Source organism: Streptomyces sp. CB01249 (genome assembly GCF_001905735.1).
GTDB lineage: Bacteria > Actinomycetota > Actinomycetes > Streptomycetales > Streptomycetaceae > Streptomyces.
The window spans coordinates 636,473-655,267 of record NZ_LISW01000003.1; the positions used below are offsets into that span (position 1 = coordinate 636,473).

Consider the following 18,795-nt stretch of genomic DNA (forward strand, 5'->3'; position numbering starts at 1 on the left):
AACCCGAGCGTCCCGTCCCACCCGCCGCGGCCTGCTGGCCATGGGCGGCGCCGTTGGTCTCGGCGCCGTGCTCGCGGCCTGCGGCGGCAGCGACAAGAAGGACTCCGCCGGTTCGGGCTCCAAGAGCGCCGACGCCGGGCCGTGGAAGTTCAAGGACGACCGGGGCCAGACCGCCGAGGCCAAGTCCATACCGAAGAACATCGTCGCCTTCACCGGTGTCGCCGCCGCCCTCCACGACTACGGCATCGAGGTCAAGGCGGTCTTCGGCCCGACGAAGACCGAGGACGGCAAGCCGGACGTGCAGGCCGGTGACCTGGACATCAGCAAGGTCGAGATCCTGGGCAACGTCTGGGGCGAGTTCAACGTCGAGAAGTACGCGGAGCTCGGCCCGGAGCTGCTGGTCACGGCGATGTGGCAGAAGGACGCCCTCTGGTACGTGCCGGACCAGTCCAAGGACAAGATCCTCAAGCTCGCCCCGAGCGTCGCGCTGTGGGCCGCCGAGACCACCATCCCGAAGGCGATCCAGCGCCACGAGGACCTGGCGGCCTCGCTGGGCGCCGACGTGAAGTCCGCGAAGGTCACCGCCGCGAAGACGCGGTTCGAGAAGGCGGCGGCCCGGCTGCGCGCGGCCGCGAAGTCGAAGCCGGAGATCAAGGTCATGGTCGGCTCGGCCAGCCAGGACCTGTTCTACGTCTCGCTCGCCAAGATGTCCGCCGACACCCTGTACTTCCAGGAGCTGGGCGTGAAGTTCGTCGAGCCGAAGGTGAACGCGGCGGGCTTCTTCGAGGAGCTGAGCTGGGAGAACGTCGGCAAGTACGACGCCGACATCATCATGATGGACAACCGCTCCTCGGCCCTCCAGCCCGCGGCGCTGACCTCCAAGCCGACCTGGGCGCAGCTGCCCGCGGTCAAGGCGGGCCAGGTCGTTCCGCGTACGACGGAGCCGATCTACAGCTACGACAAGTGCGCGCCGATCCTGGAGGACCTGGCGAAGGCCATCGAGAACGCCAAGAAGGTCGCCTGACGCGACGGTTCACCGCCCCGGCGGCCGGATTCCCGGCTGCCGGGGCGGTGGTGTGTCAGCTCCCGTTCGTCTCCGAGGCGGGCCACGGGACCTGCGGCGAGCGGTAGTAGTCGATGCCCTGGGCGGTGAACCGCTCCCCGAGCGCCGCGAGCCGCACCTTGTAGGTGTCCCAGTCGTGCGTCGACGCCGGGGACCAGGCGAGCTCGGCCGCGCCGGGCAGCCTCGGGAACGCCATGGCGTCGATGTCGTCGCTGTCGGTCAGGGTCTCGGACCAGATCGGCGCCTCGACGCCGAGCACCGCGCTCTCCGGGGCGCCGGTGAGGTACGTCGCCGGGTCCCAGTCGTAACTGCGCTGCACCTCGACCGTGCCGGCCCACTTCAGGCCGAGGACGGTCTCGTCGGTGTACTTCATGTCGAGGTACACCCGGTCCGCGGGCGACAGCACCAGCCTGGTGCCGTTCTTCGCCGCGTCCACCACCTGCTGCCGGTCCGCGGCGCTGGTCTTGTCGTAACCCCAGTACTGCGCGACGGCGCCCTTCACCGGGTCGGCGCCGGTCAGCTGGTGCCAGCCCATCACGGTCTTGCCGTACTTGCCGACGACGGCCTGGGCCCGGGTCATGATCGCCACGTAGTCCTCGTGGCTGGTGGAGTGCGCCTCGTCGCCGCCGATGTGGAAGTACCGGCCGGGCGTGAGCGCGGCCACCTCGCGGACGACGTCGTCGATGAACGTGTACGTGACGTCCTTGCCGGCGCACAGCGAGCTGAAACCGACCTTGATGCCGGTGTAGAGCGGCGGCGCGACGCCGTCGCAGTTCAGCTCGGCGTACGAAGCGAGGGCGGCGTTGGTGTGGCCCGGCATGTCGATCTCCGGGACGACCTCCAGGTAGCGGGAGGCCGCGTACCGCACGATCTCCTTGTACTGCTCCTTGGTGTAGTACCCGCCGGGCCCGCCGTCGACTTCGGTGGAGCCGCCGTACGGGGCCAGCCTCGGCCAGGAGTCGACGGCGATGCGCCAGCCCTGGTCGTCGGAGAGGTGGATGTGGAAGGTGTTGATCTTGTACTGGGCGACCTGGTCGATGTAGCGCTTGACCTCGTCCACCGAGAAGAAGTGGCGCGAGACGTCGAGCATCGCGCCCCGGTAGGCGTAGCGCGGGGTGTCGGTGATGGAGCCGCCGGCGATCCGCCAGGGGCCCTCCTGGCGGGTGTCGCGCTCCACTTGGGCCGGAAGCAGCTGGCGCAGCGTCTGGACGCCGTGGAAGAGCCCTGCGGGCTGCCTGGCGGTGATGGTGACGTTGCCGCGCCCGGAGGTGAGCGTGTAGCCCTCCGCGCCCAGCTTTCCGGCGCGGGGGTCGAGCCGGAGCCGGATGCCGTCGGCACCGTCCTTGGTGGTGACGGGCAGGGCGTATCCGGTGGAGGGCCGCAGCAGGCCCGCCAGGTAGTCGCCGATCTTCCGGGCCTCGCCGGAGGCGCCAATGGTCCGGATGCTGGTGGAGCCGTTGAGGACGTACGGGTCGCCGCCGGGCCTGACCGAGGCGGGGGCGGGCACCACCTGGCCGAGCGGCCTGGGCGCCCACGCCGCCGAGGCGGTGCCCGCGGCGGACGCCTGTGGGGCGGCGCACGCGCTGGAGACACCGGCCGCCGCGACGAGTAGCAGCGAGCCGAGGAGCCGGGGTAGAGAACGGGTAAGAGCACTGCGCCGTGCCGTGTGCAGTCTCACAAGCCGGGTCCCTTTCTGGGGGGTCACTCTGCTGGGGTCTCCTGACCTTTCTCCGTCGCCATGCGTACCGCGCGTCTCACGGGTGGTCAAGGTGTAGACCACTCACCGGCGTTGGTCACCCAGGCACCCTGATGAGCTTTTGCGGCTTATGTGCACATTCACCCCTTCGGCTCCGACCAGTACGGCGCCACCCCGCCTCCACACCCCCGCGCCGCCCGCACGAAATCCACCCAAGCCAGAAAAAGAGGGCCAGTATCGCGGTTCCCTGCCCGATATCGGGCAGGATTGTTGCGCTCGGGCCCCTTCCGCCGCAGTATCGACGGGTGCTCGAACGCCTCTCGTCGTACGACGACCTCATTGACCACGTGGTGCGCAGTACCACGCTGCCCCGCGGCGAAGCCGCCCGGGTGATCCTCGACGTGCTGGCGTACTTCGACGAGACGACCGAGGTCTTCGTCCGCCGCCGCCACCGCGAACTGCAGGCGGGCGGCCTGGTGAACACGGAGATCTTCGAGCGGATCGCGGCCGAACTGCCGCACCGCGCGGTCGCGCCGCCGGAGCTCTCGCTCCGCCAGCTGCGCCGGATCGTCTACGGCTGAGGCCGCCTCACGGCCGGGTACCCCTTCACTTGTTCGTCGTCGGAGGACAGAAAGCTCTATGTGCGGAATCGTCGGTTACATCGGAAAGCGTGACGTGGCCCCGCTGCTGCTGGAGGGCCTGCAGCGGCTGGAGTACCGGGGTTACGACTCCGCCGGGATCGTGATCACCGGAAAGCCCGCGGCCGGGAAGCCCGCCGCGCTGAAGTCGGTCAAGGCCAAGGGCCGGGTCCGCGAGCTGGAGTCCCGGGTCCCCAAGCGCTTCGCCGGCACCACCGGCATCGCCCACACCCGCTGGGCCACCCACGGCGCCCCGAGCGACGAGAACGCCCACCCGCACCTGGACGCCGAGGGCAAGGTCGCCGTCGTCCACAACGGGATCATCGACAACGCCTCCGAGCTGCGCGCCCGGCTGACCGCCGAGGGCGTCGTCTTCCTCTCCGAGACCGACACCGAGGTGCTGGTCCACCTGATCGCCCGCTCGGACGCCGGGACGCTGGAGGAGAAGGTCCGCGAGGCCCTGCGCTCCGTCGAGGGCACCTACGGCATCGCCGTCCTGCACGCCGACTTCAACGACCGCATCGTGGTTGCCCGCAACGGCTCCCCGGTCGTCCTCGGCATCGGCGAGAAGGAGATGTTCGTCGCCTCGGACGTCGCCGCCCTGGTCGCCCACACCCGCCAGGTCGTCACCCTGGACGACGGCGAGATGGCCACCCTGAAGGCCGACGACTTCCGTACGTACACCACGGAGGGCTCGACCACGACGGCCACGCCGACCACCGTGGAGTGGGAGGCCGAGTCGTACGACATGGGCGGCCACGACACGTACATGCACAAGGAGATCTCGGAGCAGGCGGACGCCGTCGACCGGGTGCTGCGCGGCCGGATCGACGACCGGTTCTCCACGGTGCACCTGGGCGGCCTCAACCTGGACGCCCGCGAGGCGCGCGGGGTCCGCCGGATCAAGATCCTGGGCTGCGGCACCTCGTACCACGCGGGCCAGATCGGCGCCCAGCTGATCGAGGAGCTGGCCCGCATCCCCGCGGACGCCGAGCCCGCCTCCGAGTTCCGCTACCGCAACCCGGTCGTGGACCCCGACACGCTGTACGTCGCGGTCTCGCAGTCCGGTGAGACGTACGACGTACTGGCCGCCGTCCAGGAGCTGAAGCGCAAGGGCGCCCGGGTCCTCGGTGTGGTCAACGTGGTCGGCTCGGCCATTGCCCGCGAGGCGGACGGCGGCACCTATGTGCACGCCGGTCCCGAGGTGTGCGTGGTCTCCACCAAGTGCTTCACCAACACCGTGGTCGCCTTCGCGCTGCTCGCCCTGCACCTGGGCCGCATCCGGGACCTGTCGGTCGCCGACGGCAAGCGGATCATCGAGGGCCTGCGCAAGCTGCCCGCCCAGATCAGCGAGATCCTGGCGGGCGAGGACGAGATCAAGCGGCTGGCCGCCGAGTACGCGGACGCGAAGTCGATGATGTTCATCGGCCGGGTGCGCGGCTACCCCGTGGCCCGTGAGGCGTCGCTGAAGCTCAAGGAGGTCTCGTACATCCACGCCGAGGCCTACCCCGCCTCCGAGCTGAAGCACGGCCCGCTCGCCCTGATCGAGCCCGCGATGCCGACCGTGGCGATCGTGCCGGACGACGACCTGCTGGAGAAGAACCGCGCCGCGATGGAGGAGATCAAGGCCCGCAGCGGCCGCATCCTCGCCGTGGCCCACCAGGTGCAGGAGAAGGCCGACCACACCATCGTCGTGCCGAAGAACGAGAACGAGCTGGACCCGATCCTCATGGGCATCCCGCTCCAGCTCTTCGCGTACCACACGGCGCTGGCCATGGGCCGGGACATCGACAAGCCCCGCAACCTGGCGAAGTCCGTCACCGTCGAATAGTCACGTGACGCACGCGAGGCCCCGCGGTCGGTGACCGCGGGGCCTTCCGCGTACGGGCCGGAACCGGCCCCGGGGCGGCCGGGAAGGGCCCATGCGGCGTTTTCCACAGGCGAGTTGACGCCACGGGGTCCGGGGCGGCCTCCGGGCTACGGGATGACCACGACCGGCCGCTGCGCGCGGCGGGCCAGCCGGCCGGCCACCGAGCCGAAGATCTTGCCCACCAGGCCGTGCGTGGAGCCCACCACGATGGCGTCCGCCGAGTACTCCCGGCCGACCTCCTCCAGCTCGTGGCAGATGTCCCCGCCGCGCTCCACGAGCACCCAGGGCACCTCGGCGAGGTAGTCCGCACAGGCGAGCTCCAGGCCCAGGACCTCGGTGCGGTGGTCCGGCACGTCGACGAACACGGGGGGCTCGCAGCCCGCCCAGACCGTGGTCGGCAGCCGGTTGGCGACGTGGACGATGATCAGAGCGGAGCCCGTCCTGCGGGACATTCCGATCGCATAGGCGAGGGCCCGCTCGCTGGAGGTCGAGCCGTCGAAGCCGACGACGACCCCATGCCGGAAGGCGGGGTCGCACGGACGGCGCGCTTGTTCGGCCGCCAGCGGGTCCGACAAGGGGTCGGCTACCTGCTTGCGGTCCGCGGGTTCGGGGATTTCGTGACCGGCCATCGGTGTCTCGGCGAAGAGAGTCCTCGTGAGGAGAGCGACGTGGAAAGGTGCGTCAGCGGGCGGTGTCGTGGTGTCCGGGAATCATCTTCCCAACCCCTTACCCCCAAGGGTACGGCCCCACTCCTCCATTGCCCGCCCCGCGCACAGCGGCGTGCGGCGGTTTCCGGAGCATGCCCGAGACCGGGCCCCCATGGCAATGCCGGTTGCCCTCTACACAGACGTACCGGCCACCTCCCCGGTCCCTTGCGGCGCCCGGTGGAACCGCCCCGGACGGGTCCGCGCGGACGGTCCGGGGGCGTCGCCCGCGAGGAGCGGAACCCACCCTTCCGGGGGAGTCGGCCGACCCCCGGGGTCCGTCCGGAACCCACCGCGCGGTCTGCTCCGGGTACGGCCGGGAGAGCGGTATTCGGCAGCCCGCCCGGACCGGCCCCCGGAGGGGGGCGCCGAACCCCCCGGCGGGGCCGCCGGCCCCGGCGAGGGGGCGTACGGGGGCGGGCGGGCGCCCCGGGTTGTGCGCCGGTAGAACGACTGATTTCCGCACACGCGACCGTACATTTTCAGCCAACTTCAAGGACCGGTCCATTCCTTGTCGAAATGGCCGATCAACCCCCTTGCCACCAGGCAGGAAGAGACCGGGCGGTACGCTTCGGCCCAATGGGGACGGGCCATGAACGCCGGACGCACTTCCCTGCGCGAGCTGCGAGTGAAACGCTTCGTGATCGAACGCTTCCCGCCAGGTTGCCTTGTCGACAATGAGCCGGTTGGTGAACTTGTCACGACGGCACCACGGGACGCAGTAGATTCGATCTTGGGCGTCGAAGGCCGGGGACTCGTGCACGACCGAGGGGACAAGTGCAGGTGCCACAGGCCCGTAAGGACCAGGAAGACGCGAACACCGAGGGGGGCTTAGCGTCATGAGCCAGGACTCCGCCACCGCAACGGAGGCTGTACGGAAGCTGGGCGGAAGACGACGCCGGGAAGTCGTCGCCGTACTGCTTTTCAGCGGTGGCCCCATCTTCGAGAGCTCCATCCCGCTGTCGGTGTTCGGAATCGACCGCCAGGACGCGGGAGTTCCGCGCTACCGGTTGCTCGTGTGCAGCGGCGAAGAGGGACCGCTGCGCACCACCGGCGGACTCGAACTGACCGCGCCCTACGGGCTGGAGGCGATCAGCAGGGCCGGCACCGTCGTGGTGCCTGCCTGGCGCTCGATCACCTCGCCACCGCCCATGGAGGCGCTGGACGCGCTGCGCCGCGCCCATGAAGAGGGCGCCCGCATCGTCGGCCTGTGCACGGGGGCCTTCGTGCTCGCCGCCGCCGGGCTGCTGGACGGCCGCCCGGCCACCACCCACTGGATGTACGCACCGACGCTGGCCAAGCGCTATCCGTCGGTGCACGTCGACCCACGCGAACTGTTCGTGGACGACGGGGACGTGCTGACCTCCGCCGGGACGGCGGCCGGCATCGACCTGTGTCTGCACATAGTCCGCTCGGACCACGGCACCGAGGCCGCCGGGGCACTGGCCCGCCGGCTCGTCGTGCCGCCCCGGCGCAGTGGCGGTCAGGAGCGCTACCTCGACAGGTCTTTACCTGAAGAGATCGGCTCCGACCCGCTCGCCGAGGTCGTCGCCTGGGCGCTGGAGCATCTGCACGAGCAGTTCGACGTGGAGACGCTGGCCGCGCGTGCCTACATGAGCCGGCGGACCTTCGACCGGAGGTTCCGCTCGCTGACGGGCAGCGCACCGCTCCAGTGGCTGATCACCCAGCGGGTGCTGCAGGCGCAGCGCCTCCTGGAGACGTCGGACTACTCGGTGGACGAGGTCGCGGGCCGCTGCGGCTTCCGCTCGCCGGTCGCGCTGCGCGGGCACTTCCGCCGCCAGCTCGGCTCCTCCCCCGCCGCGTACCGGGCCGCCTACCGGGCCCGCCGTCCGCAGGGCGGGGCACCGGAGCCGGTCATGGTGACGGAGGTGGCGGTACCCAGCCAGGGCACCGCCCAGAGCCGCCGTACCGCCCTCCCCGGTCCCTCCGGCGCCGCACCCGCGGCGCTGGAGGCGAAGGCGGCCACCGATGTGTTCGCCGCGGGGCGCCCGGCCCTGCCCGGACAGCGGAGCGCCCCGTAGGGTGGGGCGCATGAACGACCGCATGGTGTGGATCGACTGCGAGATGACCGGGCTCTCGTTGGCGGATGACGCGCTCATCGAGGTGGCCGCGCTGGTCACCGACTCGGAGCTGAACGTGCTCGGCGAAGGGGTGGACATCGTCATCCGCCCGCCGGACGCGGCGCTGGAGACCATGCCCGAGGTGGTGCGGCAGATGCACACCGCCTCGGGCCTCCTCGACGAGCTGGCCGGCGGCACGACGCTGGCCGACGCCGAGGAGCAGGTTCTCGCCTATGTCCGCGAGCACGTGAAGGAGCCCGGCAAGGCGCCCCTGTGCGGGAACTCGGTCGGTACCGACCGCGGCTTCCTGTCCCGGGACATGCCGCTCCTGGAGGGCTACCTCCACTACCGGATCGTGGACGTCTCCTCCATCAAGGAGCTGTCCCGCCGCTGGTACCCGAGGGCGTACTTCAACAGCCCAGAGAAGAACGGCAACCACCGGGCGCTCGCCGACATCCGCGACTCGATCACCGAGCTGCGGTACTACCGCGAGGCGGTCTTCGTCCCGCAGCCCGGCCCGGACTCCGAGCAGGCGCGGGCGGCGGCCGCGCGGGTCTCTCAGCCCCGCGGCTGAAGGCGCTGGTCACGGCCCCTCCGGGGGCCGCGACCCCCCGCCGGGAAATGAGTGCGCGAGCACCCTCCCGGACCCTGTACACTTTTTCTCGGCCGGTCGGAAACGCCCGGACGTGGTGGGTATAGCTCAGATGGTAGAGCACCTGGTTGTGGTCCAGGATGTCGCGGGTTCGAGTCCCGTTACTCACCCTGAAGAATCAGCCCCCGACCTGTGAGACAGGTCGGGGGCTGATGTTTTTCCCGGCTCTACGCCAGGCCGTCGGCGGCGTCCAGGGGCCGCCAGGCCGGTCCGTCGCCGTTCGGTACGACCCGACCGAAGGCCGCGTCCGCGAAGTGGACGCCGAAGGCGAACGTGCCGGGCTCCGCGAGTTCGGCGACGAGGCGGCGGCGGTGCTCGGCGGACCCGGCCGGGTCGTGGTCGTAGACGCAGGACCAGCCGGGCCGGTCCACCTGGACCGGTGAGTGCAACGAGTCCCCGAAGGCGATCAGCCGCTTCCCGCCGCCGGTGATGACGAACTCCGCGTGGCCCGCGGTGTGTCCGGCGGTGACCCGGACCCGGACGCCGGGGAAGATCTCCTGGCCGTCGGCCACCGTGCGGACGTGGGGCGCGAGGGCGTCCAGGCCGTCGCCGGGCTCGCGGGCGGCCCATTCCGGTTCCGCCACCAGGTACTCGGCGCGGGCGAAGAGCCGTTCGTGGGTGGCCCAGCCCGTGTGGTCCGGGTGGAGGTGGCTGAAGGCGACGGCCTCGATGCACTCCGGGGCCCGGCCGAGCGCGGCCAGGCCGGCCGGGAGGTCGCCGCCGCGCATGGCGCCGTTGGGGGTGGCCGGGTCCGCCGGGAGCGTGTGCGGGCCGAAGCCCGCGTCGATCAGGAGGGCGCGGTCGCCGTGCTCCACCAGGAGACCGCCGACGCTCGCGACCAGGTATCCGGAGGCGTCCAGGTACTCCTGGTGAGCCGCCCAGAAGGCGTCGGTGCTGTCCGGCAGCCAGGCGGTCGGGCGGCCCTGGATCACCCCGTCCGGCACGAAGGACACCGTGGTGTCGCCCAGACGCAGCGTGCTCGGGTCCGTCATGGCGTCGCTCCTCGTTCGTCGCTGTGTGGCGGGCCCACCGTAAGCATCGAACTAGAAACATTCAAGTTGTAATTATTCTTGCTTGATGGACTTGGTAGAGTGAGCCCATGACCACACCCCCCGAGGCACAGGCCGCCGCCGAGCGGGAGCTGTGCGGGCTGGTGAACGGGCTGGCCGCCCGGATCGCCGATCACGTACGCAAGTGCGCCGTCCCCCTCGGCCTCACTGCGGCCCAGGCGACGGCGCTGCGGGAGATGACCGGGCCGATGACCATGCGCGAACTGGCCGAGCGCATGAGCTGCGAGCCGTCCAACGCCACCTTCGTCGTCGACAAGCTGGAGAAACGGGGCCTGGTCGAACGCCGCCCCCACCCCACCGACCGGCGCGCCCGGCACCTCGTACTGACGCCCGAGGGCACCGGCGTACGCGCACGGCTCCTGGAACTCCTCACCGAGGACTCACCGCTGGCCGGGCTCGGTCCGGGAGGGCAGCGGGCCCTTCAGGAGCTGCTGGAGAAGACGGTCGCCCGGCCGATGTGACCGACGAACTCCGCCCACACGTCCGGTCCGAAGGCGAGCGCCGGACGGGACGGGGTCTTGGAGTCGCGCAGGCGGACCGCCGCCGCGGGGGCGGGGGGCAGGGCCACCTCGACGCAGTCGGGGCCCGCCGAGTCGCAGTAGCTGGACCGGGTCCAGTGCAGGGTCATGGTTCCTCCGCTAGTCCGTGCGTCGGCGACGTACCTCACGTCGCGTGGTGACCATCGGGCCGGTGAACCGGGAGTACCGATACACCGAGCTCCCGCCGCATAGTCTGCCGTACCTCGTACAGGCCCTCCGAGGCCCGTTCCAGCCGTTCCCTGATGTCTTCCAGGGACTCCTCGGCCGTCTCCCCCTGTTCGTGCTGGACGAGCAGGGCGTGGATGCGGTGCAGCTGGTGCACGACGCCGCCCGCGACGGAGAGCACGGTGTCGCTGATCACCATCTGCGCCTCGGCGTACACATCGCGCAGGACCTGGCGGGGCTCCTCCCGCTCCCGGGCCTGTCCGGGGCGCGCCTCCCCGGCGGCGAGGGCGAAGTAGTCCTTGGACAGGACGGAGTGGAACTGGCGCAGGCGCTGGTTGAACACCGCGTAGGAGGCCCGCCGCACGGCCAGGGCCTCGCGGCGTTCGTCCGCCAGCAGTTCCTCCCGCCGCAGCCGCTCCGCACGGTCGAGCTCCACCGTCTTGGCCCGCAGGGCGCCGCGGTGCGCCATCACGCCGGACACCAGGGTGCCCGCCACCCCCACCACGGCGACGATCAGAGCGGTCAGAGAAGGGTCCACGCCTCCGAAGCTACTCGAAGTGCGCGCCGGACAGACCGAGTTGCGGCAACCGGGGTCACGAGGAGTCGCGGACCACCAGCTCGGTCGGCAGCACGATCTGCGCCCGGTCCGCGTTCTCCCCGGCGATCATGTCGAGCAGGACCCGGGTCATCGTGCGGCCCATCTCCTCGATCGGCTGGCGCACGCTGGTGAGGGCCGGGTCCATGTGGCGGGCCACGGCCGAGTCGTCGAAGCCGATGAGGGCGACGTCGTCCGGGATGCGGCGGCCGGCCTCGCGCAGGACCTGGCGGGCACCGGCGGCCATCACGTCGGAGGCGGCGAAGACCGCGTCCACGTCGGGGCGGCGGGCGAGCAGGTCGCGCATGGCCCGGGCGCCGCCCTCCTCGGAGAAGTCGGCGGGGGCGATCAGCCGCTCGTCGGGCTCCAGGCCCGCGTCGCGGACGGCCTGGCGGTAGCCGTCCAGGCGGCTCTGGGAGGCGTAGACGTCGAGCCGGCCGGTGATCGTGGCGATGGAGCGGCGGCCGCGCGAGGCGAGGTGTTCCACGGCGCTGCGGGCGCCCTCGAAGTTGTCCGAGTCGACGGAGGACAGGGATTCGGCGGCGGATCTGCGCCCGTTCATCACGGCGGGCATGCCGAGCTGTTCCAGCAGGTCGGGCAGCGGATCGTCGGCGTGCACGGAGACCAGCAGCACGCCGTCCACGCGGTGGGCGGTGAGGTACTGCGCGAGCCGGCGGCGCTCGCGGTCGCTGCCGACGAGGGTGAGCAGCAGTTGCATTTCCGTATCGGCGAGGGCGGCGCCGACCCCGCGCACGATGTCGGAGAAGTACGGCTCCGCGAAGAAGCGGCTCTCCGACTCGGGCACGACGAGCGCGATGGCGTCCGTGCGGTTGCCGGCCAGCGCGCGGGCCGCGCGGTTGGGTACGTAACCCAGCTCGGCGACGGCGGCCTCGACCGCCTCCCTGGTGTGGGCGCTGACCCGGGGCGATCCGTTGATGACGCGCGAGGCCGTGCCCCGCCCGACTCCCGCCCGCGCCGCCACCTCTTCGAGCGTGGGCCGGCCCCCGCTCCGTACTCGCGCTGCCGTCATGGCTGCCTCCCGTTCGCGGTCAATTTCTCACAGTCGGATAACCAAACCAAGTCCTGGCGTTGGTTCCCTTGACACTCTGCGGGACCGGTCGGCCGCTCCCCCGCTCCATTTATGGGAGCGCTCCCACTCTACGCGCGTGGTCAAGCGGAACGCACAGGCCGGGGCGCGAATGGGCCGAGACCCGGCACCGGGTGCCGGGTCTCGGGGGGGGGAGGCTGCGGTACGGACAGGGCGTACCGCGGCGGTCAGTTGGCGTCCTCCAGCGGCGGGAGGGCGTGGCGGCGGATCACGTCGGCGTACCAGTGGGCGCTGGCCTTCGGGATGCGGCGCTGGGACGCGTAGTCCACGTACACCGCGCCGAAGCGCTTCGAATAGCCGTACGCCCACTCGAAGTTGTCCATCAGCGACCAGAGGAAGTAGCCGCGCACGTCCGCGCCGTCGGCCACCGCGCGCCGCACGGCGTCGAGGTGGCCGTGCAGGTAGGCGATGCGCTCGGGGTCCTGGACCCGGCCCTCGGGCGAGACGTAGTCGTCGAAGGCGGCGCCGTTCTCGGTGACCATGAGCGGGATGCCGGGGTGCTCACGGGTGACGTCCATGAGCAGGTTGTAGAGCCCGTTGGGGTCGATCGACCAGTTCATGGCGGTGGTCGGCTTGCCGTCGGCGAGGTGGAAGGCGACGTGCTCGGAGCCGGGCCACGGGGAGTAGTCGCTCGCGCCGTGGCCGTCGTTGCGGGTGTCGCCCGAGCCCTCGGCGGGCGTGGAGACCAGGGTCGGCGTGTAGTAGTTGATGCCGAGGACGTCGACCGGGCGCGCGATGGCCTCCAGGTCGCCGTCCTGGACCAGCTTCGACCAGTCCACCACGTGCGCGGTGTCCGCGAGCAGGTCCTCCGGGTAGGCGCCGTGCAGCATCGGGCCGGTGAAGACCCGGTTGCCGACCGCGTCGATGCGGCGGGCGGCGTCCACGTCCTCCGGGCTCGGCGTCAGCGGGCGGACCTGGTGGAGGTTGAGGGTGACCGAGGTCTGCGCGGCAGCGGGGAGTTGACCGCGCAGAACCTCGATCGCCCGGCCATGGGCGAGGTTGAGGTGGTGGGCCGCGCGCAGGGCGGAGGCGGCCTCGGTGCGGCCGGGGGCGTGCACCCCGGAGCCGTAGCCGAGGAAGGCCGAGCACCACGGCTCGTTGAAGGTGGTCCACGTACCGACGCGGTCGCCGAGGGCGCCCGCCATGATCGCGGTGTAGTCCGCGAAGCGCTCGGCGGTGGCGCGCTCCGGCCAGCCGCCCGCGTCCTCCAGCTCCTGGGGCAGGTCCCAGTGGTAGAGGGTGGCGACGGGCGTGATGCCGGCCTCCAGGAGTTCGTCGACCAGCTTGCGGTAGAAGTCGAGCCCGCGCTGGACGGCCGGGCCGCGGCCGGTGGGCTGGACCCGGGACCAGGAGATGGAGAAGCGGTACGCCTTCAGCCCCAGCTGCTTCATCAGGGCCACGTCGTCGCGGTAGCGGTGGTAGTGGTCGGCAGCGATGTCGCCGGTGTCGCCGTTGCGGACCTTGCCGGGGGTGCGGCTGAAGGTGTCCCAGATGGAGGGCGTCCGCCCGTCCTCGGCGGCGGCACCCTCGACCTGGTAGGCGGCGGTGGCCGCTCCCCAGACGAAGCCCGTCGGGAAGGTCGTGGTGGCCTCGGGCACCGGCTTCGGGGCGATGTCAGGTCGTACAGCAGTCATGCGGGAGCGCTCCCAGGGGTGTGAAGGACAGGGGCGTTGACGGGTGGGGCTACGGGGCCCGTACGGTCCACGGGGCGGGCGGGACCGTACGGCTCCGTGACACAGCTGCGGCGAGCGGGGGGTCAGCCCTTGACGGCGCCGGACATGATGCCGCCGACGATCTGCTTGCCGAAGATCACGAACACCACGAGCAGCGGCAGGGTGCTGATCAGCGCGCCGGCCATCACGATGCTGGTGTCGGGGGTGTACGAGGCGCTGAGCTGGCCGAGGGCCACCTGAAGCGTGGGGTTCTGCTGGTTCAGGGCGAGGTAGGGCCAGAAGAAGTCGTTCCACGCCTGGACGAAGGTGAGCATGCCGAGCACCATCATCGCGGGGCGGGCCACCGGCAGCACCACGCTCAGCACGATGCGGAAGTTGTTCGCGCCGTCGATCTTGGCGGCCTCGATCAGCTCGTACGGCAGCGCCTCCATGAGGTACTGGCGCATGAAGAACACACCGAAGGCGCTGACCAGGGTCGGGAAGATCACCGACTCCAGGTTCCCGCCCCAGCCGAGGTCGGCCATCATCATGAACAGCGGGACGACGCTGAGCTGCGGCGGGATCGTCAGGGTGAGGATGACCGCGGTCATCAGGGCCCCGCGGCCGCGGAAGCGCATCTTGGCGAAGGCGTAGCCGGCCAGGGTGCAGAAGAAGAGCGTCGCCGCGGTGATGCAGCCGGCCACGATGACGCTGTTGACGATCGCCTTGCCCAGGTGGGCCTGGGTCCAGGCGGCGTCGAGGTTGTGGAAGAGGCGCCCGCCCGGCAGGAAAGGCGGGGTGGTGGCCAGCACCTCGTCCTGGGTGTGGGATGCGGCCACGAGGGTCCAGTACAGCGGCAGCAGCGAGCCGATGCCGATGACGGCCAGGGCGACGTAGGCGAACGGGCCGCCCTTCAGCTGCTGCCCGGCACCGGGCTTGAAGCGGCTGGGCTTCTTCGGTGCGCGGTGGACGGAACGCGCCGGGAGGCCGGGCTCCGAGACTTTGGTGGGGCTGGTGATGGTCATTGGATATCGCTCCCGGTCAGACCGCGGATTTGCGTACGAAGCGGCCGATGAGCCAGTTGACCGCGGCGATGATCAGCAGGAGGGCGAGCATCGCCCAGGCCACTGCGGCGGCCGGACCGAGGTGCCCCAGATTCCAGCCGTAGTTGTAGAGGTAGACGCTGAGGGTCTCGTACTGATTCTCGTTGCCGCCGGTCGCGCCGAGCGTGCCGCCCTCCAGCAGCAGGGGCTCACCGAACAGCTGCATGGAGCCGATGGTCGAGATGACGATCGTGAAGAGGATCGTGGGCCGGAGCGACGGGATGGTCACCTTGCGGAACTGCTGCCAGCGCGAGGCGCCGTCGAGCGAGGCCGCCTCGTACAGGTCGGACGGCACCGCCTGCATCGCGGCGAGGTAGATCAGGGCGTTGTAGCCGGTCCAGCGCCAGATCACGATGACCGCGATGGCGATCTTGGACGTCCAGTGCCCGTTGGCCCAGTTGGTGTCGCCGAGACCGACGAAGTGCAGCGCCCAGTTGAGCAGGCCGCCGTCGGCCCGGAAGACCAGGGCGAAGACGAGGGCGGCGGAGGCCACGGAGGTGGCGTACGGGGTGAGGATGACCGTGCGCCAGAAGGTGCTGGCCCGCAGCTTGTAGTTGAGCAGGTGGGCCAGGCCGAGCGCGACGAGCAGCTGCGGGACGACCGAGATGACACCGATCAGGAAGGTGTTGCCGACGGCCGTCCAGAACTCGGAGTCGTGCAGGATCTTGTCGAAGTTCTCCCAGCCGACCCACTCCATCTGGTCCATGCCGGTCATCTCGACCCGGTGCATGGCGATCCAGCCGGTGTACAGCAGCGGGTAGAGCCCGAAGGCGCCGAAGACGAGGAAGAACGGGGCTATGTAGGCGTACGGGGACGCCTTGTCGTCGAACCGCCAGAGCCGGCTCCGCCACGTCTGCCGGCGGGCGTCCACCGGTTTGTGCTGGGAGCCGCGGGGTGGCGGCGCGTATGCGTCCCGGGTGGGAGTCGAGGTGGCCACGAGCGGGAGTCCTTCCCTGGATTGCTTGGGTTACCCGGGTACGGGATGGCTGGGCCGTCGCGCCGCACCCCTCAGGAACACGCGGGTGCGGGCGGCCCGGGGAGGGGCCGCCCGCGCCCGGGCGGGTCCGGCTGGTCAGGTGGCCGGACACGCCCTGGCGAACGTCAGCCGATCACCTTGTCGATCGACTTGGTCGCGGCCTCCCACGCGGCGTCCGGCTTGGTGCCGCGCTGCTCCATGTTGTTGATCTGGGTGGAGATGGTGTCCTTGATGGCCGCGTCCTTCGGGCCGAGGATCGTCTCGGGGATGGACTTGGCCTCATCGGCGTAGATCTGGCCGATCGGGGCGTCGTTGAAGTACGGCAGGGTCGCGGTCTTCACGTCGGGCAGCTCGTACGCGCCCTTGTTGGACGGGAAGGAACCGATCGCCTTGAAGACGGCGGCCTGCTGCTCGGGAGCGGTCAGCCACTTGACGAGCTTGGCGGCCTCGTCCACGTTCTTGCCGGACTTCGGGACGCCGAGGAAGGAGCCGCCCCAGTTGGCCGCGGTGGTGCCGGGGGCGGTGGTGATGTCCCACTTGCCCTTGTTGGCGTCACCGGCGTTCACGGAGATCTGGCCGGCCATCCAGGCGGGGCAGACCACGGTGGCGACGGTGCCCTTGCGCAGTGCGGCCGCCCACGGGTCGCTGAACTGGGCCAGGCCCTGGGTCAGCTTCTTGTCCGCGGCCTCGGCCGCGAGGTTCCAGCCCTGCTGGACGCTGGGGCTGTCCTTGTAGATCGCCTTGCCGCTCTCGTCGTAGTACTGCTTCGCGTTGGAGCTGACGACGGCGTTGTACATGGCGCTGGCGGAGTCCATGAAGTACGTGCCCGCGGAGGCCTTCTTCTTGTACTCCTCACCGAGCTTGAGGTAGTCCTCCCAGCCACCGGCGATCTTGGCGGCGACCTCCTTGCGGTCGGTCGGCAGACCGGCCTTCTTGAACAGCTCGGTGTTGTAGCAGAGCGACATCGGGCCGATGTCGGTACCCGCGCCGATCACCTTGCCGTCGGCCGTGGTGGCCTGCTTCTCCTTCCACGACACGAACTCGTTGACGTCGATGACCTTGCTCAGGTCGGCGAACTGGTCCGCCTTGGTGTCGACGAGCTCCTTGATGCGGCCGACCTCGAGACCCTGCACGTCGGCGAGGCCGCTGCCCGAGTTCAGCTGCTGGAGCAGCTTGGGGTAGTAGACCTTCTCATCGGCGGTGGTGTCTTCCTTCACCGTGATGTTCGGGTGCAGCTCGTGGTACTTGGCGAAGAGACCGGCTTCCTTGTAGCCGAACTGGCCGAAGTCGGCGACGGTCAGCGTGATCTTCCCGTTCGCGCCGGAGGACTCGTTCGAATCGGAGTCGTCGCTGCTGCAGCCGGTCAGCAGCAGCGCCGAAGCGGTCAGGCCCGTGGTGGCCAGGACCGCGACTCTGCGGCCGCGGCCGGCGACGGTGCGGGTGATACGCATTCCACTACTCCTTGTTCCAGGGTGGGACTGGCTCACTGCGTGGCATACGCGCTGGTGAGTGCGGGTGCCGGATGGTTTTGGGGGGAGTACACGGGCAGTGCCGTTCACCCGGGGAATCCCCCGCGTGATGTGGGAGCGCTCCCATGCGTCGATGTCGGAAGATTGCTGCCTGCGGGGGGTGGGTGTCAAGAGTTGAAGACGCTTCCGTTGCGCGAGCGTGTCCTGCAAGTCACGAGACCGTGTCCGGCCGAAGGCTTGCCAAAGCGGTTCGCCGCATTGCGGCGCGCGACGTGATTCCGAATTCCCGCAGGTGGGCGGCGGGTTGACAATCGATCTTGAGGAAGCCCTCGCAGAAAACCGGCCCCGGTGCCGGTTTTCCGGCATGACCCGGAAACAGTCCGCCGAAGCCTCGCGGACCCCGCCGGGAAGTGAACGGGGTACGGCGCGGAGGGGGCGCTGATCCGGACCCACGCCTTCTTTGCCCGAAGCCGGGGTCCGGATGGTGGCGGAACGGGGGGCGGTGACGGGGGCGGGGACGCGGGTCCGGCAGGCGCCCCGGTGTCACGCCCCGCGCAGGCGGGTCAGGGTCGCTTCAAGTTCCGCCTGGGCCGCCTCGGCCGCTCGTTCCGGGTTGCCCGCGACGATGGCGGTGACCAGGGCGCGGTGGCCGGTGTGGCCGTGGTGGGGATCCTGGCGGCGCAGGCCCAGGAGGTCCACGAGGTCGATGAGGGCCTGGCGGAGGGCCGGGACGAACTCGGCGAAGAGGTCGGTGAGGACCGGGTTGTGCGCGGCGGCCACGACCGCCCGGTGCACCGCGATGTCCGCGTCCACGAAGTCCGCGTCGTCGACGCCCGCGCCCGCCTTCAGCCGGGCGGTGAGCGCCGCGTCCAGGGCGGTCAGGTCCTCGTCGGTGCGGCGGCGGGCGGCGAGGCGGGCGGCCTGGACCTCGATGAGCATGCGGACCTCGTAGACGTCGGTGACCGACGCCCTGCGCAGCCGTACCGGCCACTCCTCCGCGACGTGGTCCGCGACGACGAAGACGCCGGCGCCCTGACGGGACCGGAGGAGGCCGAGCGTGGCGAGCGTGCGGACCGCCTCGCGGACCGTGGAGCGGCCCACGCCCAGCTCTCGGGCGAGGGTCGTCTCGCCCGGGAGCTTGGTGCCGACCGGCCAGTGCCCCTCGGTGATCCGGGCGCGCAGATGACTGGTCGCCTGTTCCACGAGGGGGCTGGGGCGGAGGGGGCCGGGCGGGGGCACGTCGTTCACCTGTCAGGTTGTCTGAGGGGTTGCGTTCTGGTTACTGTACCGCCCATGACGTACCGCGGTCTCCTCCTTCTCGGCTGCCGCGGCGGGGCCTGAAGCGATCGGCACCCCGCCGCGGGGTGCCGTGCTGTGCCGGTCGCATCCGGCGATGCGAGAAGAGACACCGTTC

The 18,795-nt window shown here is 70.6% G+C and carries 17 protein-coding genes and 1 tRNA gene; 7 read left to right on the forward strand and 11 right to left on the reverse strand.

From position 1 onward, the window contains the following. The first annotated feature begins 40 nt into the window (after window positions 1-40). Window positions 41-1,024 (forward strand): ABC transporter substrate-binding protein, encoded by a 984-nt coding sequence (locus AMK18_RS18505; protein WP_079199306.1) that lies wholly within the window; start codon window positions 41-43, stop codon window positions 1,022-1,024. Between the two features lie 55 nt (window positions 1,025-1,079). On the opposite strand, the gene AMK18_RS18510 is transcribed toward AMK18_RS18505, so the two are convergent. Then, a complete protein-coding gene (locus AMK18_RS18510; RefSeq protein ID WP_158071806.1) occupies window positions 1,080-2,741 on the reverse strand; it encodes a beta-N-acetylhexosaminidase in 1,662 nt (553 codons plus the stop codon). 323 nt (window positions 2,742-3,064) lie between these two features. Between AMK18_RS18510 and AMK18_RS18515 the strand changes: the two genes are divergently transcribed. Further along, a complete protein-coding gene (locus AMK18_RS18515) occupies window positions 3,065-3,340 on the forward strand; it encodes a hypothetical protein (protein ID WP_018105728.1) in 276 nt (91 codons plus the stop codon). 58 nt (window positions 3,341-3,398) lie between these two features. After that, window positions 3,399-5,228 (forward strand): glutamine--fructose-6-phosphate transaminase (isomerizing), encoded by a 1,830-nt coding sequence (glmS, locus tag AMK18_RS18520; RefSeq protein ID WP_018105727.1) that lies wholly within the window; start codon window positions 3,399-3,401, stop codon window positions 5,226-5,228. A 146-nt stretch (window positions 5,229-5,374) separates the two neighbouring features. Here the strand turns inward: glmS and AMK18_RS18525 are convergent, their stop codons facing one another. Further along, a complete protein-coding gene (locus AMK18_RS18525) occupies window positions 5,375-5,896 on the reverse strand; it encodes a universal stress protein (RefSeq protein ID WP_073863610.1) in 522 nt (173 codons plus the stop codon). Between the two features lie 914 nt (window positions 5,897-6,810). On the opposite strand from AMK18_RS18525, the gene AMK18_RS18530 reads away from it, so the two are divergent. The 3 genes from AMK18_RS18530 (at window position 6,811) to AMK18_RS18540 (ending at window position 8,814) form a co-directional block, all read left to right on the forward strand. After that, window positions 6,811-8,013: a helix-turn-helix domain-containing protein gene (locus tag AMK18_RS18530; protein WP_018105725.1), complete on the forward strand. Its 1,203-nt coding sequence runs from the start codon at window positions 6,811-6,813 to the stop codon at window positions 8,011-8,013. Window positions 8,014-8,023: 10 nt separating this feature from the next. Then, a complete protein-coding gene (gene orn, locus AMK18_RS18535) occupies window positions 8,024-8,626 on the forward strand; it encodes an oligoribonuclease (protein WP_018105724.1) in 603 nt (200 codons plus the stop codon). Window positions 8,627-8,741: 115 nt separating this feature from the next. Next, a tRNA-His gene (locus AMK18_RS18540) sits at window positions 8,742-8,814 on the forward strand. 57 nt (window positions 8,815-8,871) lie between these two features. Here AMK18_RS18540 and AMK18_RS18545 read toward each other — a convergent pair. After that, complete coding sequence (locus AMK18_RS18545) at window positions 8,872-9,696, reverse strand: MBL fold metallo-hydrolase (RefSeq protein ID WP_073863611.1); 825 nt, start codon at window positions 9,694-9,696, stop codon at window positions 8,872-8,874. Window positions 9,697-9,803: 107 nt separating this feature from the next. Between AMK18_RS18545 and AMK18_RS18550 the strand changes: the two genes are divergently transcribed. Continuing rightward, complete coding sequence (locus AMK18_RS18550; RefSeq protein ID WP_018105722.1) at window positions 9,804-10,235, forward strand: MarR family winged helix-turn-helix transcriptional regulator; 432 nt, start codon at window positions 9,804-9,806, stop codon at window positions 10,233-10,235. Here the strand turns inward: AMK18_RS18550 and AMK18_RS18555 are convergent. The 8 genes from AMK18_RS18555 to AMK18_RS18590 all read right to left on the reverse strand — a co-directional run bounded on the left by AMK18_RS18555 (window position 10,196) and on the right by AMK18_RS18590 (window position 18,629). Next, a complete protein-coding gene (locus AMK18_RS18555; RefSeq protein WP_018105721.1) occupies window positions 10,196-10,402 on the reverse strand; it encodes a DUF397 domain-containing protein in 207 nt (68 codons plus the stop codon). The two genes, AMK18_RS18550 and AMK18_RS18555, sit on opposite strands and share 40 nt — an antisense overlap. Window positions 10,403-10,437: 35 nt before the next feature. Then, complete coding sequence (locus AMK18_RS18560; protein ID WP_073863612.1) at window positions 10,438-11,016, reverse strand: hypothetical protein; 579 nt, start codon at window positions 11,014-11,016, stop codon at window positions 10,438-10,440. Window positions 11,017-11,071: 55 nt separating this feature from the next. Continuing rightward, the gene (locus tag AMK18_RS18565; protein WP_026171869.1) at window positions 11,072-12,103 is read right to left on the reverse strand and encodes a LacI family DNA-binding transcriptional regulator; all 1,032 of its coding nucleotides are present in this window, start codon (window positions 12,101-12,103) and stop codon (window positions 11,072-11,074) included. 245 nt (window positions 12,104-12,348) lie between these two features. Further along, complete coding sequence (locus AMK18_RS18570) at window positions 12,349-13,815, reverse strand: GH1 family beta-glucosidase (protein WP_073863613.1); 1,467 nt, start codon at window positions 13,813-13,815, stop codon at window positions 12,349-12,351. A 122-nt stretch (window positions 13,816-13,937) separates the two neighbouring features. Continuing rightward, the gene (locus tag AMK18_RS18575; protein ID WP_018105717.1) at window positions 13,938-14,858 is read right to left on the reverse strand and encodes a carbohydrate ABC transporter permease; all 921 of its coding nucleotides are present in this window, start codon (window positions 14,856-14,858) and stop codon (window positions 13,938-13,940) included. A 16-nt stretch (window positions 14,859-14,874) separates the two neighbouring features. Next, on the reverse strand, window positions 14,875-15,873 hold the full coding sequence (locus AMK18_RS18580; RefSeq protein ID WP_018105716.1) for a carbohydrate ABC transporter permease: 999 nt from the start codon (window positions 15,871-15,873) through the stop codon (window positions 14,875-14,877). Between the two features lie 164 nt (window positions 15,874-16,037). Next, window positions 16,038-17,363 carry an ABC transporter substrate-binding protein gene (locus tag AMK18_RS18585; protein WP_073863614.1) on the reverse strand — a complete coding sequence of 442 codons (1,326 nt, stop codon included), beginning with the start codon at window positions 17,361-17,363 and terminating at the stop codon, window positions 16,038-16,040. 561 nt (window positions 17,364-17,924) lie between these two features. Then, window positions 17,925-18,629: a FadR/GntR family transcriptional regulator gene (locus AMK18_RS18590; RefSeq protein WP_420707137.1), complete on the reverse strand. Its 705-nt coding sequence runs from the start codon at window positions 18,627-18,629 to the stop codon at window positions 17,925-17,927. Window positions 18,630-18,795 lie beyond the last annotated feature (166 nt).